We start from the raw sequence: 16,206 nt of genomic DNA, 5'->3' as shown, positions 1-16,206 counted from the left end.
TTTAGGAGCGGCGCAGTCTGGGACGGTAGGGTGTAAAGTATCTATGAGCTTTCCGTACCTTGACGGCTTTGGCCTGCCAAGTCGCATCGCAAGTTCAAGCAGTGCACTCGAGTCACGAAGTATTTTTTCGCTCAAAATGATGTATCCGAGTCGCCGTAACCTGCCGGTTTCGCCGTCTGTGAGGGCGTTCATGAATCACCCCCACTCCCCACTAAACCCCTTCGGCACCATCAAAATATCCCGGTCCACCGTGTTCACGTCACGGTGGCCGCAGAGGGCCATGGACATGTCCAGTTCCTTGTGGATGACTTCGAGGGCGCGGGTGACGCCGGCTTCGCCCATGGCGCCCAGTCCGTAGATGTAGGCGCGGCCGATCCAAGCCCCCTTGGCGCCCATGGCGACGGCTTTGAGCACGTCCTGGCCGGAGCGGATGCCGCTGTCGAGGTGGACTTCGATCTTGTCGCCGACGGCGTCCATGATCGGCTCCAAGGCGCGGATGGAGGAGAGGGCGCCGTCGAGCTGGCGGCCTCCGTGGTTGGAGACCACGATGGCGTCGGCGCCGACGTTACAGGCCTCGAGAGCGTCGCGGGGGTCGATGATGCCCTTGATGATGAGGGGGCCGTCCCACATCCTGCGGAATTCGCGGATGCGGTCCCAGTTGAGGGATTGGTCGAAGCTTTCGTTCGTCCAGGTTGTGAGGGAGCGGGGGTCGGTGACGCCGTGGGCGTGGCCGACGATGTTGCCGAAGAAGTGGCGTTTGGTCTGGAGCATCTCGAGGCCCCAGCGGACTTTGGTCGCCATGTTGGCGACGGATTTCACGGTGAATTTGGGCGGGGCGGAGAGGCCGTTTTTCAGGTCCTTGTGGCGTTGGCCGAGGAGTTGCAGGTCGACGGTGATGACGGCGGCGGAGCATTTCGCGTCCTTTGCGCGGGCAAAGAGGCGCTGCATGTAGTCGTCGTCCTTCAGGGTGTAGACCTGCATCCAGAAAGGTTTGGAGGTGTTGGCGGCCACGTCCTCGATCGAGCAGATGGACATGGTGGAGAGGCAGTAGGGGACGCCGAATTTCTCGGCTGCCTTTGCGGCTTTGATCTCGCCATCGGCGGATTGCATGCCGGTGAGGCCGACGGGGGCGAGGGCCACGGGCATGGCGACGTCCTGGCCGATGAGCTGGGTGCGCGTGGAGCGGTTGGCCATGTCGATGGCGACGCGCTGGCGGAGGTAGATCTTGTCGAAGTCGGAGGTGTTCTCGCGGAAGGTCTGTTCGGACCAGGAGCCGGATTCGCAGTAGTCGTAGAACATCTTGGGGACGCGGCGGCGGTGGATGCGCTTGAGGTCGTCGATGTTGGTGATGACGGGCATGGGGGCCTCCGGCTGCGGAATTGGTAAGGAGTTGTTACCAATGCGGGGTGGGGCGCGCAAGGGATTTAAAGGGGTCGTTCACGGGTTGCGGGTAAGAGGGGTGGGGGTGTGTCGGAGGACGTGCATGAAAGGCGTGGTGTTCACGGAGTTGCTGACCATGGCGGAGGGTGTCGTGGGGGAGGCGGTGCTGGACGAGGTGCTGGACGGGTTGGAGTTGGCGTCCGGGGGCGCGTACAGCCGGGTGGGGAATTATCCGTGCTCGGAGTTGATGGCGATCGTGGGGGCCTTGTCGGAGCGGACGGGGACGAGCGTGGCGGCGTTGCAGAAGGCGTTCGGTGGCTGGATGCTGGGGCGGTTCGAGGTGTTGTATCCGCAGTTCTTCGAGGGCAAGCGGGACGTGTTGGAGATGCTGGATGCGATCGAGGGGGAGGTGCATGTGGAGGTGCGCAAGCTGTACCCCGACGCGGAACTGCCGCGGTTCGAGACGGAGTGGCTTGGGGCCGGGCGGTTGCGGATGCGGTACGTGTCGGAGCGGCCGCTGGTGGATTTCTGCGAGGGGCTGATCCACGCCTGTGCGCGGCATTTCGGGCAGCCGGTGACAGTGGGCGTGCAGCGGGTGTCGGCCCGTGAGGCGGTGTTTGACGTGGCCCTGGACGGTTGACCATGGAGGAGGGCGCGCCAGCGGTTCCCGAAGACAGCGTCTCGCGTAGGCGGTATGCGCGGGCGGTGCGGGCGCGCGAAGAGGCAGAGGCCCTGCTGGAGGAAAAGAGCCGCGCCTTGTGGGCGGCCAACGAGGCACTCCGGCGGCAGGCGGATCGACTGGAAAGCGAGGTCGCCCGCCGCACAGAGGAACTGGAGCGCGCGAAGCTTCAGGCAGAGGAAGCCAATCGGGCCAAGAGTGCTTTCCTTGCCGTCATCAGCCACGAGATCCGCACACCGATGAATGCGATCCTGGGCATGGCCACAGGGTTGCGGGAAAGCGGCCTGTCAACGGAACAATGCGAGATGGCGGGCGTGATCCTGTCTTCGGGGCATGTCCTGCTGGATCTGCTCAACGACATGCTGGACCTGTCCAAGATCGAAGCAGGAAAGATGGACGTGGAGTTGCGGGCCTTTGATCTGCCCGCGATGCTGGCGGATGTACGGGCGCTTTTCGTTGATGTTGCCGTCCAGCGGGGACTGGCGTTCGACCTTTGGATTGACCCAGAGGGCCCGGCGATGATCGTAAGCGATCCCACCCGATTGCGGCAGGTGATCTGCAACCTTCTGGCCAATGCCTTCAAGTTCACAGAGGCGGGGCGCGTCAGTGCCAGCGTGCGACCGCGCGGCGACATGCTGGACATCGAGGTGCGCGATACCGGTCCAGGGGTGCCGCCCGACCACCAGCCGCGCCTGTTCCAGAGCTTCACCCAAGGCGACAGCTCGATCACGCGGCGCTATGGGGGGACGGGCCTGGGGCTGGTGATCTCGAGGCGTTTCTGCCGGTTGCTGGGCGGCGATCTGGTGTATGAGGATGCACCCGGCGGCGGGTCAGTGTTCCGAGCGAGCGTGGCATTGCGCACTGCCTCGACCGACGCTCGACAGCGGGAACGTACCAGCGGATTCGAGGCCGAGGCGATCCTGAGGGCGCGACCGTGGAACATACTGGTCGCCGAGGACAGCGTGACCAACCAGCAAGTCCTGCGTCTGTTGCTGAAGCCTTACGGGCTGGGGCTGGAGATGGTCGAGACCGGAGAACTGGCCGTGCAGCGCCATGCAAGTGGGGAGATCGACATGATATTGATGGACGTGAACATGCCGGTCATGGACGGTCTGACTGCCGCGCGCATCATCCGCGAGGCAGAGCGCGACAGGACGCTGGCGCCGGTGCCTATCGTCGCCCTGACTGCCAATGCCATGACGCATCAGGTGACCGGTTACCTTGCGCAGGGGATCGACGCCCATGTGAGCAAACCGGTGCGGCGCGAGGAACTTGCGGCCACCATGGCGCGGCTTCTGGTGCGCAGGCTGGATGGGGACCAGACCTGAGCCGGACGCGCAGCGCTGCGCTATCGGGCATGGCAAAGGCCGGTCGTGGCGGACCGGCCTTTGTGCAGAACCCTAACTGATTTCAAGCGCTGTGGGCGCCGTCCGCCAGCGATTTGACGAAGCCAAGGATCTCGGGGACGGGCTTGCCCGCCGCGATCTGCGAGACAATGGCAGAGCCCACCACCGTGCCATCGGCCACGGCGGCGATGTCGCGGGCGGTTTCCGGCGTGCGCACGCCAAAGCCCACGATGATCGGCAGGTCGGTGGCGGCCTTCAGGCGCGCGACCTCGGGGCCCACGTCGGCGGCCTGCGCGGCGGCAGCGCCGGTGATGCCGGTGATCGAAACGTAATACACAAAGCCGGAGGTGTTCTGCATGACCGTCGGCAGGCGCTTGTCGTCAGTGGTCGGCGTGGCAAGGCGGATGAAGTTCAGGCCCGCCTTCTGCGCCGGGATGCACAGCTCCTCGTCTTCTTCGGGGGGCAGGTCGACGATGATCAGCCCATCGATGCCCGCAGTCTTCGCATCCGCGAGGAAGGTATCGACGCCGCGATTGTAGATCGGGTTGTAGTAGCCCATCAGCACGATCGGCGTCTCGTTGTCCGTCTCGCGGAAGGCCGCGATCATGTCGAGCGTCTTTTGCAGGGTCATCCCGGCTTCGAGCGCGCGCTGGCCGGCCAGCTGGATGGTCTCGCCATCGGCCATGGGATCGGTAAAGGGCAGGCCCAGCTCGATCACGTCGACGCCGGCGGCGGGCAGACCCTTCATCACCTCGAGCGATGTCGCCACGTCCGGATCGCCCGCCATGATGTAGGCGACAAAGGCTTTCTTTCCTTCGGCGCGAAGTTGGGCGAACTTGGATTCGATACGGGTCATGGTTCTCTCCGTCAGACGTTCTAGGTCTGTTGCCGGAACGGGCCGGGAAAATCAATGGCTCCGACATTGCTTGGCATGGAAAGTAAAGGGAGGACTCACATGCGTATTCTGTTCACCGGAGGCGCGGGCAAGGCCGGGCGGCACGTGGTGCCCTACCTGGTGGCGCAGGGGCATCAGGTGCTGAACCTCGATCTGGTGCCGCTCGAAGCGGAGGGGGTCGACAACCTGATCGTCGATCTGACCGACGCGGGGCAGGTTTTCAGCGCCATGCAGAGCTATGCGAATTTCGAAGAGCTGGAGCCGGGGACGGGACTGCCGCAATTCGACGCCGTGGTGCATTTCGCCGCCGTGCCGCGCATCCTGATAAAACCGGACACCGAAACCTTTCGGATCAACACCGTCAGCACGTACAACATCATGGAAGCGGCGCTGAAGGCAGGCATCCGCAAGGTGATCTTTGCCTCGTCGGAAACCACCTATGGCGTCTGTTTCGCGGACGGGCATCGCCAGCCCGAATACGTCCCGGTGGACGAGGACCATCCCGCGGTTCCCGAGGACGCCTACGCCATGTCCAAGGTCTGCAACGAGGCGACGGGGCGGTCGTTCCATGCGCGCTGGGGGGCGGACATCTACGGTCTGCGGATCAACAACGTGATCGAACCGCATGAGTACGCCACCAACTTCCCGGCCTATGTTGCCGATCCGGCGCTGCGACGGCGCAACATCTTTGCCTATATCGACGTGCGTGATCTTGGGCAGATGGTGGACTGTTGCCTGAAAACCGACGGGCTGGGCTACGAGGTGTTCAACGTCTCAAATGACGACCTGTCGGTTGCGCTGTCCAACGCCGAGGTGCGCGAGCGGTTCTATCAGGACGTTCCGGTGAAGCGCGACATGCAGGGCAACGAAACCTTCTATTGCAATCAGAAGGCCAAGAGGTTGCTGGGCTACGCGCCCAAACATTCCTGGCGCGACGTCCTGATCGACGTGTGACGAGAGCGGCGCGCCCCGATTGCGGGGCGCGTTCCGGCGGCGAAGGGGCGTTAACCTTTGCCGCGCGTGCGCAAATCGTATGCATGGTTTGTGCATAGTTTGTGCATGGAATGTGTATGGTACAATTTTCAACCTGAAATTGTTTTTGACGAAGGGTTCGCGAGGGGCAGCCTCGGCAATCTTCCGGTCATCCCGGTTAATGTGACAGTTCGTTGACACACCTCAAGGCGCGCTCCGCAGAACCGTGATCTACTCCCTGTCGATACCGCACAGGAGGCCCCATGAAAGATCAGTCCATCCCCGCCGAAGTCGTCGTTGATGCGCCTGCACTCGCACCGAACGAGGTTGCCGAGGTGTCCATCGACCAGCTCGAAGCCGCGCCGGAGTCTACAGCCGAGCCCGCCGCCGCGACCGCGCCTGTGCAGCCTCCCCGCGCGCGCCATCCAAGCCCCACGCCGGACCAGATCCGCCATGCCTTCGAGACTGGCGAATACCCCTATACCAAGAAGCTGACGCGCGCCTCTTACGAGCGGGAAAAGGCGAAGTTGCAGGCTGAGCTGCTGAAGGTGCAGCTGTGGGGGCTGGAGACCGGGCAGAAGTTCGTTCTGCTGTTCGAGGGGCGCGATGCCGCCGGGAAGGGCGGCACGATCAAACGCTTCACCGAGCACCTGAATCCCCGCCATGCGCGTGTCGTCGCCCTGAACAAACCCACGGACGAAGAGCGCGGCCAGTGGTATTTTCAACGGTATATCCAGCACTTGCCGACATCGGGTGAGATCGTCCTTTATGACCGTTCGTGGTACAACCGTGCGGGCGTCGAGCGGGTGATGGGCTTTTGCGAGCCGAACGATTATCTCGAATTCATGCGCCAGACGCCGGATCTCGAACGGATGTTGGTGCGGTCGGGCATCCGGCTGTACAAGTACTGGTTCTCGGTCACGCAGGACGAGCAGCGTGCGCGCTTCGGCAGCCGTGAAACCGATCCGCTGAAGCAGTGGAAGCTGTCGCCCATCGACAAGGCCAGCCTGAACAAGTGGGACGACTACACCGAGGCGAAAGAGGCGATGTTCTTCTACACGGACACCGCCGACGCGCCTTGGACCATCGTCAAGTCGAATGACAAGAAGCGCGCCCGTTTGAACTGTATGCGGCACTTCCTGTCGACCATCGACTACCCGGACAAGGATCACCGGCTGGTGGCCAAGCTCGACCCGCTGATCGTCGGCGGCGCCAGCCACGTGATCCATCGCTCCGAGCATATCCTCGGCACGGCGTTGCATCCTGACAAGCGGCTGACGCACCCGGCAGAGGCGTCCGGCGTGACGGCGGACTGAGCCTCAGACCACCCGTGCCAGCCAGTCCATCACAGGCTGCGCGCGGGTGAAGACGTCGCGCAGCGTGGCGTCTGGGTCGGTGCTCAGGGCGTCGTCCAGATCGTCGGCCCAGACGACCAACCCCTTCCGGCGCAACAGGTTTTCGCGCGGGTGATCTGGCGGCCACGGTGCCGGGACGCGCTTCAGGGCGGGCGGATCGATGCGCCAGCCGTCCAGAAGTGTCGCGAGGATATTGCCCTCAGGGCCGTCCACCTCGGCCCGGAAAACGTCGGTCTGGCGCGCGGTGAAGGTCATGATCCCCGCTCCGGCCGTGGCATATGTGGGCGAGATCCCCAGCATCCAGGCGCGGCCATCGGGCAGCGACCACAGCATGTGGAGATGGGTGTGGTACGGGGTCTTGTCCTCCGAGAACCTCACGTCGCGGTGCGGTCGGAACAGTTTGCGACCCGGCATGACGCCGGTGCTGTCGGCCAGCCACCGCGCGACATCGGTCATCAAGCGCTCGGCGGGCCGCTTCAACTGCATGTCGTAGCGTGTCTTTTCGGCGGCGAACCAGTCACGCGTGTTGTGTGCGGCCAGCTCCGACAGGAAGGCCCGCGTGTCCGCGAAGAACGAAGTGGTGTCGATCGGTTGGGCCATAAAGCGTTAATGTCTGTGTGAAATCTTCATGCGGCGAGCGTAACACGGTGCTGATCCATTTGCACGTCAGGGTTGTTGTGGTCGGCGGAAAGACGCGGGGTTGTGGCGGGTTAACGGAATGCCTAATCCTGCAGCATGACTTTCCCCGTGATGACATATCCCGACCACCTGCGCGCGGTTCTGCGTCTTGGCTTGCCGCTTGTCGGTGGCCATCTTGCGCAATTCGCCATCGGCCTGACCGACACCATCATCGTGGGTTGGTACGGTGTGCCGGAACTGGCGGCGCTGGTGCTGGCGACGTCGTTCTTCTTCACTCTGTTCCTCTTTGGATCGGGGTTTGCCTGGGCGATCCTGCCTATGGTCGCGACCTTCGCCGCCCGCGAGGACGAGGTCGCGATCCGTCGGGCAACTCGGATGGCTCTCTGGTGGTCCGCGATTTTTGCAGCCGCTGTGCTGCCATTGTTCTGGTTCGCAGAGCCGGTCCTGCTGGCCATGGGGCAAGAAGCCTCAACCGCAGAAATGGCTCAGGAATATTTGCGCATCGTCGGCTGGGGGATGTTCCCGGCGCTCGGGGTGGTGGTGATGAAGAACTACCTTGCAGGGCTGGAACTGACACGAGTCGCCCTGTGGGTGACGGTGGTCGCGGCTGTGGTGAATGCGGGCCTTAACTACTTGCTGGTCTTCGGCGCGCTCGGGCTGCCGGAGATGGGGATTCGTGGTGCGGCCCTTGCCTCGCTGCTGGTGCAGCTGCTGTCGCTGGGGCTGATCACAGCCTACGCGATGCGCAAGCTTCCGCAGCACACGCTCTTTGCGCGGTTCTGGCGCATGGATCGGGAGATGTTCGGACGGGTCTTACAACTTGGCCTGCCGATTGGTCTGACGACCTTGGCCGAAGTGTCATTGTTTGCAGGGGCTTCGGTCTTCATGGGTTGGCTTGGGACGATTCCCTTGGCGGCGCATGGTGTCGTGCTGCAGATATCGTCGGCCACATTCATGTTGCAGATGGGCTTCTCCAACGCGGCCACGGTGCGGGTGGGCAATGCGCTCGGGCGTGGGGACGAGGCGCATATGTTCCGTGGTGCGCGGGTGGTTGTGGCGCTGGGCACGGCGGTGGCCTGCCTGTCGATCCTCGCCTTCCTGCTTGTGCCGGAGTTGCTGCTCGGCGCGTTCATCGCACCGGACGAACCGCAACGGGAGGCGATCATCGAGGTCGGGCGGGTGCTGTTGCTGTTGGCGGCCTTGTTTCAATTGATGGACGCCCTGCAGGTCATTCACCTTGGGCTGCTGCGCGGTCTGCATGACACCAACTGGCCCATGTGGATGGCGACCTTGGCCTACTGGGGCGTGGGGATGCCTGCCGCACTGGTGATCGGTTTCACCTTCGGGATGGGGGCCGCCGGGGTCTGGCTCGGGCTGGTTCTGGGGTTGACGGTTGCCGCCGGGCTGCTGATGGCGCGGTTCTGGGGACGGGGCGTCCGGATTTTCCAAGCGGTGGGTCACAGCGGCTGAGGCGGGGTAAACCTGACCCATAAGCACAGATTAATACGTTGATCGTACAGGGTACTTAATGATTAACTGTCGCCTAGGCCCTCCGGGGTCTGGTGCTTAAACACATATGGTCACACGGATATTTCAAGGAGTTCAATTATGGACGCCACAATGGGACAGGCCGCGCGCGGCAACTACAACGAAGACGTCAGCATTCAGGAAGCGGTCAACCGTTTCTTCAAAAATTACATCAACTTCGAGGGGCGCTCGAACCGTGGCGAATACTGGAAGGCGATCCTCGCCTACATCATCGCCTACATCGTGGGCATGGCCATCGACGCTGTTATCGGCTTTCCGATCCTCTCCACCATCGTGTCGCTGGGCTGTCTGGTGCCGGGCATCTCGGTCGCGGTTCGCCGGTTGCATGACATCAACAAATCCGGCTGGTGGTATCTTCTGGTCTTTGTCCCGCTGATCGGCTTCATCGTGTTGATCGTCTGGTTCGCCAAGAAACCGGATCCGGCTCCGAACCGCTTTGGCTAAGGCGGACATGTTAAGGGCGCCCTGCGGCGCCCTTTTTCGTCAGTCCACGTTAACCATCCACGGAACACCGAAACGGTCCCGGAACGTGCCGAAGCTCTTTGCCCAGAAGGTCGGAGCATAAGGCATCAGGACTTCGCCACCCTCGGAGAGAGCGTCGAAGATCGCGCGCCCTTTGTCGACGTCGTCGAGCGCGACCTGGAGGTCGAAACCATGGTGACCCTGAAAGACATGCCCCATGTTGTTGTCACCCATGGTGTCGGACGCCATGAGAGTCAGATTCTCCAGCGTCAACTGGGCATTGGCGACGCGATCACCGGCGCCTTCGGGCACCATCGAGTTGTCGGGCATCTCGCCGAACCGCAGGATTGTCAGGTCTCCGCCCAACACGGATTGGTAAAAAGTCATGGCTTCGGCGGCGGTGCCGTCGAATGTGAGATAAAGATTAAGTTTCATCGCGCGGCTCCCGGTTTGTTGATGTCAACGTATTTGTGGTCGAACGGCATCGTCAAGCCTTTGCTTGTGTTTGCGCGAGCCTGTGCCTAGAAGGCCCGCAACCTGAAATGAGGCCGGTGACCAAGGAGCGTGCGCGATGGGATTTCGGATGGGAATCGTGGGCCTGCCCAACGTGGGCAAGTCGACGCTGTTCAACGCTTTGACGAAGACCGCCGCGGCGCAGGCGGCGAACTTTCCGTTCTGCACGATCGAGCCGAACGTGGGCGACGTGGGCGTGCCGGACGCGCGGCTGGACAAGCTGGCGGAAATCGCCGGGTCCAAGCAGATCATCCCGACGCGCATGACCTTTGTCGACATCGCCGGGCTGGTGAAGGGCGCGTCGAAGGGCGAGGGCCTTGGCAACCAGTTCCTCGCGAACATCCGCGAGACGGACGCCATTGCCCATGTGCTGCGTTGCTTCGAAGATGATGACGTGACCCACGTCGATGGCCGTGTCGATCCGGTGGCGGACGCCGAGACCATCGAGACCGAGCTTATTATCGCCGATATGGAATCGCTGGAAAAGCGGCTTCAGAACATTGTGCGCAAGGTGCGCGGTGGCGACAAGGAAGCGGTGCAGCAGGAGCGCCTGATGAAGGCGGCGCTGGCGGCGCTGGAAGACGGCAAGCCCGCGCGCGTGGTCGAGGTGGCCGAGGACGACCTCAAGCAGTGGAAGATGCTGCAACTGCTGACCTCGAAACCGATCCTCTATGTCTGCAACGTGGACGAGGGCGAGGCCGCCGAGGGCAACGCGCTGTCCGCGCGCGTGTTCGAGATGGCGGCGGCGCAGGGCAATTCGGCGGTGGTGATCTCGGCCAAGATCGAGGAAGAGATTTCGCAGCTGGATGCAGAGGAAGCGGCTGAATTCCTTGGCGAACTGGGGCTTGAGGAGGCGGGTCTCGACCGTCTCATCAAGGCCGGTTACGCGCTGCTGGGCTTGCAGACCTATTTCACGGTCGGGCCGAAGGAAGCGCGCGCCTGGACGATCCGCAAGGGCACGGCGGCACCGCAGGCGGCGGGTGTGATCCACGGCGATTTCGAGCGTGGCTTCATCCGGGCCGAGACCATTGCCTATGACGATTACGTGCGTCTGGGCGGCGAGGGACCGGCCAAGGAAGCGGGCAAGATGCGCGCCGAGGGCAAGGGTTATATCGTGCAGGACGGCGATGTTCTGCACTTCCTGTTCAACACCTGAGGATTTCAGGGGATTTCAGACATGGGGCCGCGCGGGCATTGGCTGGCGCGGCTCTTTTGCGTTTGTGGTCAAGAGCGCGGCCTCGTGCGGTCTCAGCGTGGGCCGGGCGGCGGGCATGTGGCGCAGGGCTGGGCGGTGCATCAGCCGCGAGAGCGCCGCGCGGGCGGCGGGGTCAAAGCTGGCCTGTGCCTGCGGGCCAGGCTGGAAGCTTTCGGTGAGGATGCCGTTGGCGATGAGGATTTCATGCGTGGCGAGCATGAGGTGGACGTAGAGCACCGTGCCGCCACGGTCGTGGCGGGTGATGGTGGTCTGATTCACCAGGTCGCGGGCGCGCAGCAGCACCTCGCCGCCGGGGGCGGCAAAAAGCAGCTCGGCCCGCGCGTCACGCAGCATGACGCGGTGCAGGGGGGACAGCCGGGTGGGGCGCAGGGCGCCAAGGGTGCCGGGCGCGATTTCGACGGGGGAATCGCGGCCTCGCCAGCTGCGGGCGGATTGCCCGACCCAGAGCAGGGGACGCGGTCCGTGGTCGAGCGTCACCACCAGGTCGCCGGGGCGCAGGGTTTCCACCGCACGCTCGCCGCGCGGTGTCAGGATGCGCGTCCCGGCAGCAAAACAGGGCGTGGTGGTCAGCTGCACAATGCCGACATCGGTGTTCCCGGCGCCGTCCATGACCGTGTAGGTAAAGAAATGGTCGGCGGGGCTGGCGCCGGGGCTAATCAGGACAAAGCCCGTGGGGGTGAGTTCCAGCACTTCGCCGGTGTTCAGCGTGATCTGCTGCCCGGCGGTGACGGGCTGGTTGTTGATCTCGATGATGCTCAGCGTGCCCGCGGGCGAGGTGTCGTTGGCCAGCAGGTCGTATTCGGTCGGGTCCTGCCCCTGGTGCATGGAGATCGTGTCGTCGCCCGCGATCAGCTGGGTCTGCACCGAGTTCCCGGCAATGAGCAGGTTCGAATCGTAGAACTGGTCGCCGCCATCGGCGATGCCGATCTTGATCGTGTTGACGACGCCGGGATTGACAGGCGCCTTCAGCGTGAGTGTGACGGTGAAGCCATCCATTTCTGTGTTGTAGGTGTCGGCGGTGGCGGCGTTATCGACGTAGAGGTTCTTGTTTGTGGTGGGGTTGATCGTGTCGATCGATATCTCGCCCGAGCCGATGGTCAGCGTGGCCTGCACGCCGTTGACCCAGACCCCCACCGCATCGTTGAAGCCGCCGCCGACGTATTCGAGGTATTCGTCCGAGGAGAATACCAGCTGCATGGTCAGCGTGCTGCCCACAGGGATGAAGTCGGCGGTCAGCACGGCGGCGTCGTAGGTCTGCATGCCCGAAACGGCGGTCAGTTGCGCATCGCCCGCCGTGGCGTTGTTGGTGGACAGGTCTGCGCGGGTGTTGGTGTCACCTGTGCCCGACGAATTGGTCAGGTCCACCACCTTGCCGGTGGAGAGCACTACGCCGGTGTCCGAGGGCGTGATCCCCGGTGCGATGGCATCGCCGCCGGAATAGATGCCCGAGGCCCCGGTGGCCCCGGTATAGCTGGCCGAAACCAAGGTTATGCCATTGCCGAACATCTCCTGCGCCATCTGCGTGGCAGTGGCGGTCGTGTCGATCGGCAATTCGGTCGCTGTGGCCAATCCGGTCCCTCGTTCTGCGGGGAATTTGCCGAAAAAACGTAAAGAAACCGTCCTGTTCGTGGGGCGGATGCACAGGATTGATCCATATCAACGCTAGAAATTTTTTTGATATTCAGAATGTGCGATATATCTTTGCCGGGAGAGCCTCTATGACCGACATCGCCACGCCGCATCCGCACGCCGCAGCGCCAGACGCAGAGCCGCGCCTTGCGCACTTTCCGGTAACCTTCTTTGCCACAGTCATGGGATTGGCGGGTTTGACCCTTGCGTTGCATCTGGCCGAGACGCGCTTTGCAGTAGGGCACATTGCCAGCCGCGTAGCGCTTGTTGTCACAATTCTGGATTTTGTCGCAATTTCCGTGGTTTATCTGATGAGGTCCGTCGCGCATCCACAGGCGGTCAAGGCCGAATGGCATCACCCGGTCAGGCTGGCTTTCTTTCCTGCGGTGTCCATCTCGCTGCTGCTGATCGCAACAGCTGCCCAAGCCGAGTCACCGGTCCTCGCCGGGGTGATCTGGGCAGTGGGAACAGCCTTGCAGGGGATACTGACTTTGGCGGTGATCTCGGGCTGGATCGGGCGGAGACCGTTTCAGCCCATGCATATTTCGCCCGCATGGTTCATCCCGGCGGTGGGCAACGTCATTGTCCCGGTCGCAGGTATTCCGCTGGGTTTCGTCGAAGTATCTTGGATGTTCTTCGCAGTGGGCGTCATCTTCTGGTTGGTGCTTCTGACCTTGGTGGTCAACCGGTTGATCTTTCACGATCCATTGCCGGCGCGGCTGCTGCCGACCCTGGTGATCCTGATCGCACCGCCCGCCGTTGGCTTTCTGGCATGGATGCAGTTGAACGGTGGGCAACTGGACGCATTGGCGCGGATCCTGTACTATGTCGCGGTCTGGTTTGCTGCCTTCGTGGTGGTGCAAGCGCCGGGTTTTGCCCGGATACCATTCGCATTGTCCTTCTGGGCGCTTAGCTTTCCTGTCGCAGCCCTGACGCTGGCCACATTGCGTTATGCTGCTCTGACCGGATCGGCCCTGCACGAGGGGTTTGGGCTGGTATTGCTTGCGGTCCTGGTGTCGCTGGTGCTGGGACTGGTGGTGCGTACCCTGCAGGCCATCGTGCGGAACGAGATATGTCAGCCGGAATGAGCACTCCTGTTCCCAAGCTGGCGGACACTGCACAGATTGAGCCGCTAAACAGACTGCTCCGGGGGGCAGGCGTTGCAACAGCACGATCAGGGCGGCGATTGTTGTAGCTGGCATTCGTTCGCCCGGACGCGTCTTCGAAAACATTCTTCGCTGTTTCAACATCAGGCCGGGCGTCACGCCGGGGGCTCGCTTCCAATAGGAGGCTGCGAGGCTGCGCCCTTTGGCGAACGTATCGAGGTCCGGTGCGAACTCCGCGGTCGCGCCTGCAATTGCAGGGCCGATCCGCGGTATGGTACAGGGCCCACGCCGCTGTGCATTGGTCCTCGACGCCGCCTCGCGTGCGTCCGCCAGTTGGTCGATCCCCTTGGTGATCCTAGTCCGCCCATTGCAAATCCTCTACTCCATCCGATCCGAGCGGCAGTTGAAGGAACAGATGGACTACAACCTACTGTTCCTTTGGTTTGTAGGCTTGGGCATCGACGACGCCGTCTGGATCCCGACGGTGTTCACGAAGAAGCGTGACCGGCTGCTGACAAGGGACATGTGCCGCAAGATCATGGCCGCCATCCTGCCCATCGAAAGGTGGCGCCGCTGCTATTTGACGAGTATCTCCCGGTCGATGGCACGCTGGTGAAGGCCTGGGCGCCGATGAAGAGTTTCCAGCCGACGGAAAAGGCGATGTCCACGGGGACGGCGATCCGGGCGACCCACCAGATACCAATGCGCCGCCCACATCCGCCTCTGACCAGTCCACTGCCGAGCCCGACCCGATGACCCGCCCCACGCACCGCAGCCGCAACGCCGAAGTCGACGTCCGCGGCGAACGACGCTCGAATGCGACCCACCCGTCGATGACCGATCCCGAGGCCCAGCTGTTCAAGAGGTTGCCCGGTGCCATGCTGTATTTCATGGGTGAGATGCGACCGCAAAAGCGTTGCTTTGGCAGCATCGAACTGGCGAAGCCCTGCCTGATGGAGAACCGTTCCGGCCTGATCGTCCAGGCCGACCTGACGCGGGCGGACGGCCACGCCGAGCGGCGCGCTGCCATCTACATGCTGCATCGCCACTCTCCGGGATCGCCCCGGTGCCTGACCTTGGCAGCTGCTGCGGCTACGACAGCGCCGATTTCGTCGCCGAGCTGCGCGAGATGGTGGTCACGCAACACTTCGCCCAGAAGTCCCGACACTCCGCCATCGAGGGCAGGACCACCCGACATCCCGGCTATGCCAAATCCCGGCGATGCCGAAAGAAGATCGAGGAGCCATCCGGCTGGGCCAAGACCGTCGGTGGCATGGCGCAGACCATGTGTCGCGGCATCGAGCGCGTGCGCGCGCGGTTCACGCTGGCGATGGCCGCGTGCAACTTCGCCAGGCTGCCGAAACTGCTTGCTGCCTGACGGGGAAAGGCGCCATCAGAACTGCCTGACCATGATCCAACCCCACCAAGCATCTGCATAGAGGGAAACCGTTCCTCACGGCGGCCTTTTTTCAGCAGCCTGTTAAGGATGAGGAGGAGGTAAAGATGGTATCAACTGTCACGAAAATGCTTTCGCTCCATTTCGTGCTCAGGATCCGGTGTGCTGTCGGCGGCACGCTGGCACGCCGGGGAGGGCGCAGGTTTCCCGGATTTTTGGAATCGGGCATTGCACCTATTTTTCGCCAAAACCTCCCCATCTTCCTGATATGTTGCCGAAATTTCCAAGAAAAACCGACGAGTCGCGAGTGTCCGCAGAGGCCGTCACAAAGTTTTCAAAAGACCCTTGTTTCCTTTGGGCTAGACCGTTAGACGGATCAGCGGAGACGTGGCCGAGTGGTCGAAGGCGCTCCCCTGCTAAGGGAGTAGGCGGGAAACCGTCTCGAGGGTTCGAATCCCTTCGTCTCCGCCACTGCGCTGTTGCAGATTTCGGCCGTTGAAGCATTCGCATAACTAATCGATGTGGTTTGACGGGACGCATGAGCAAGCCGGGTCGCGCCCGCTATTGTGCGACGAACTTGTCAAACTACTACGCGTTGCTGCGCAAGCTGGGTCTTTGCCATCTGGGTCGACAAAGACAAGATCGGCGCGGCGCATGACGGTCGACCCGGATGTCCGACGGTGTTCTCCGATGCTTCGGTACAATTCTGCCTGTCCATTGCCCGGCAGGGTTTTGCGCAACAAGCTCCCGAAACGCGGCAAGGTCCTGTACAAGCTGCTGTTTCGCCAGACCGCAGGGAGGGTGGCGAGCCTGGTGAAACCGGCGGGGCTGGACTGGCCGGCGCCGGACTTTTCCCCCCTGTGCGGCTCTGTTGCACAAATCCTGTGAGGGATTCATGTCGTGAATCCAGCGTGGTAGCTGGACGACATGAGCAGACCCACACCCCCGACCTACAAGACCAGGAACTGGCCAGCCTATAATGAAGCGCTCAAGCGTCGAGGCTCGCTGACAATCTGGTTCGATCCCGAGATGATCTGGGATGCTGCGCCGACCGGCAAACGCGGCCGACA

At 62.7% G+C, this 16,206-nt stretch carries 13 protein-coding genes, 1 tRNA gene and 3 pseudogenes; 12 read left to right on the top strand and 5 right to left on the bottom strand.

All coding sequences use genetic code 11. The features are described 5' to 3' along the window. Nucleotides 1-195: 195 nt before the first annotated feature. Nucleotides 196-1,359 carry an alpha-hydroxy acid oxidase gene (locus tag ACP16H_RS22130; protein WP_425074402.1) on the bottom strand — a complete coding sequence of 388 codons (1,164 nt, stop codon included), beginning with the start codon at nucleotides 1,357-1,359 and terminating at the stop codon, nucleotides 196-198. Nucleotides 1,360-1,483: 124 nt separating this feature from the next. Here ACP16H_RS22130 and ACP16H_RS22125 point away from each other — a divergent pair, with 124 nt between their 5' ends. Beyond that, nucleotides 1,484-2,020, top strand: coding sequence for a heme NO-binding domain-containing protein (locus tag ACP16H_RS22125; RefSeq protein WP_425074401.1), 537 nt, complete (start codon nucleotides 1,484-1,486; stop codon nucleotides 2,018-2,020). 2 nt (nucleotides 2,021-2,022) lie between these two features. Continuing rightward, the gene (locus tag ACP16H_RS22120; RefSeq protein WP_425074400.1) at nucleotides 2,023-3,387 is read left to right on the top strand and encodes an ATP-binding protein; all 1,365 of its coding nucleotides are present in this window, start codon (nucleotides 2,023-2,025) and stop codon (nucleotides 3,385-3,387) included. Between the two features lie 82 nt (nucleotides 3,388-3,469). Here ACP16H_RS22120 and trpA read toward each other — a convergent pair whose 3' ends face one another. After that, nucleotides 3,470-4,261: a tryptophan synthase subunit alpha gene (trpA, locus tag ACP16H_RS22115; RefSeq protein ID WP_425074399.1), complete on the bottom strand. Its 792-nt coding sequence runs from the start codon at nucleotides 4,259-4,261 to the stop codon at nucleotides 3,470-3,472. Nucleotides 4,262-4,360: 99 nt separating this feature from the next. Here trpA and ACP16H_RS22110 point away from each other — a divergent pair, with 99 nt between their 5' ends. Continuing rightward, nucleotides 4,361-5,254 (top strand): NAD-dependent epimerase/dehydratase family protein, encoded by an 894-nt coding sequence (locus ACP16H_RS22110; protein WP_425074398.1) that lies wholly within the window; start codon nucleotides 4,361-4,363, stop codon nucleotides 5,252-5,254. A 281-nt stretch (nucleotides 5,255-5,535) separates the two neighbouring features. Further along, on the top strand, nucleotides 5,536-6,588 hold the full coding sequence (ppk2, locus tag ACP16H_RS22105; RefSeq protein WP_425074397.1) for a polyphosphate kinase 2: 1,053 nt from the start codon (nucleotides 5,536-5,538) through the stop codon (nucleotides 6,586-6,588). A gap of 3 nt (nucleotides 6,589-6,591) precedes the next feature. Here the strand turns inward: ppk2 and ACP16H_RS22100 are convergent, their stop codons facing one another. Next, a complete protein-coding gene (locus tag ACP16H_RS22100; RefSeq protein WP_425074396.1) occupies nucleotides 6,592-7,227 on the bottom strand; it encodes a TIGR02453 family protein in 636 nt (211 codons plus the stop codon). A gap of 150 nt (nucleotides 7,228-7,377) precedes the next feature. Here ACP16H_RS22100 and ACP16H_RS22095 point away from each other — a divergent pair, with 150 nt between their 5' ends. Both ACP16H_RS22095 and ACP16H_RS22090 read left to right on the top strand, forming a co-directional pair. Continuing rightward, on the top strand, nucleotides 7,378-8,736 hold the full coding sequence (locus ACP16H_RS22095; protein WP_425074467.1) for an MATE family efflux transporter: 1,359 nt from the start codon (nucleotides 7,378-7,380) through the stop codon (nucleotides 8,734-8,736). Between the two features lie 138 nt (nucleotides 8,737-8,874). After that, a complete protein-coding gene (locus ACP16H_RS22090) occupies nucleotides 8,875-9,258 on the top strand; it encodes a DUF805 domain-containing protein (protein ID WP_425074395.1) in 384 nt (127 codons plus the stop codon). A 39-nt stretch (nucleotides 9,259-9,297) separates the two neighbouring features. Here the strand turns inward: ACP16H_RS22090 and ACP16H_RS22085 are convergent, their stop codons facing one another. Continuing rightward, nucleotides 9,298-9,711 (bottom strand): VOC family protein, encoded by a 414-nt coding sequence (locus ACP16H_RS22085; protein WP_425074394.1) that lies wholly within the window; start codon nucleotides 9,709-9,711, stop codon nucleotides 9,298-9,300. A 136-nt stretch (nucleotides 9,712-9,847) separates the two neighbouring features. Between ACP16H_RS22085 and ychF the strand changes: the two genes are divergently transcribed. Next, complete coding sequence (ychF, locus tag ACP16H_RS22080; protein WP_425074393.1) at nucleotides 9,848-10,945, top strand: redox-regulated ATPase YchF; 1,098 nt, start codon at nucleotides 9,848-9,850, stop codon at nucleotides 10,943-10,945. 15 nt (nucleotides 10,946-10,960) lie between these two features. Here the strand turns inward: ychF and ACP16H_RS22075 are convergent, their stop codons facing one another. Further along, the gene (locus ACP16H_RS22075; RefSeq protein ID WP_425074392.1) at nucleotides 10,961-12,574 is read right to left on the bottom strand and encodes a choice-of-anchor L domain-containing protein; all 1,614 of its coding nucleotides are present in this window, start codon (nucleotides 12,572-12,574) and stop codon (nucleotides 10,961-10,963) included. A 149-nt stretch (nucleotides 12,575-12,723) separates the two neighbouring features. Between ACP16H_RS22075 and ACP16H_RS22070 the strand changes: the two genes are divergently transcribed. The 5 genes and pseudogenes from ACP16H_RS22070 to ACP16H_RS22050 form a co-directional block, all read left to right on the top strand. Beyond that, nucleotides 12,724-13,722, top strand: a complete 999-nt coding sequence (locus tag ACP16H_RS22070; protein WP_425074391.1) for an SLAC1 anion channel family protein — start codon at nucleotides 12,724-12,726, stop codon at nucleotides 13,720-13,722. Nucleotides 13,723-14,107: 385 nt separating this feature from the next. Next, nucleotides 14,108-15,118, top strand: a pseudogene (locus ACP16H_RS22065) (transposase); the annotation flags it as partial. A gap of 399 nt (nucleotides 15,119-15,517) precedes the next feature. Then, nucleotides 15,518-15,607 (top strand) — tRNA-Ser (locus ACP16H_RS22060). A gap of 67 nt (nucleotides 15,608-15,674) precedes the next feature. Next, nucleotides 15,675-16,000: pseudogene (locus ACP16H_RS22055) on the top strand (transposase); the annotation flags it as partial. Nucleotides 16,001-16,063: 63 nt separating this feature from the next. Further along, nucleotides 16,064-16,206 (top strand): annotated as a pseudogene (locus ACP16H_RS22050) (IS5/IS1182 family transposase); the annotation flags it as partial.

Origin of the sequence: Sagittula sp. S175 (genome assembly GCF_049800975.1) — a bacterium.
Lineage (GTDB): Bacteria > Pseudomonadota > Alphaproteobacteria > Rhodobacterales > Rhodobacteraceae > Sagittula.
This window is presented reverse-complemented; position numbering and strand designations above follow the sequence as displayed.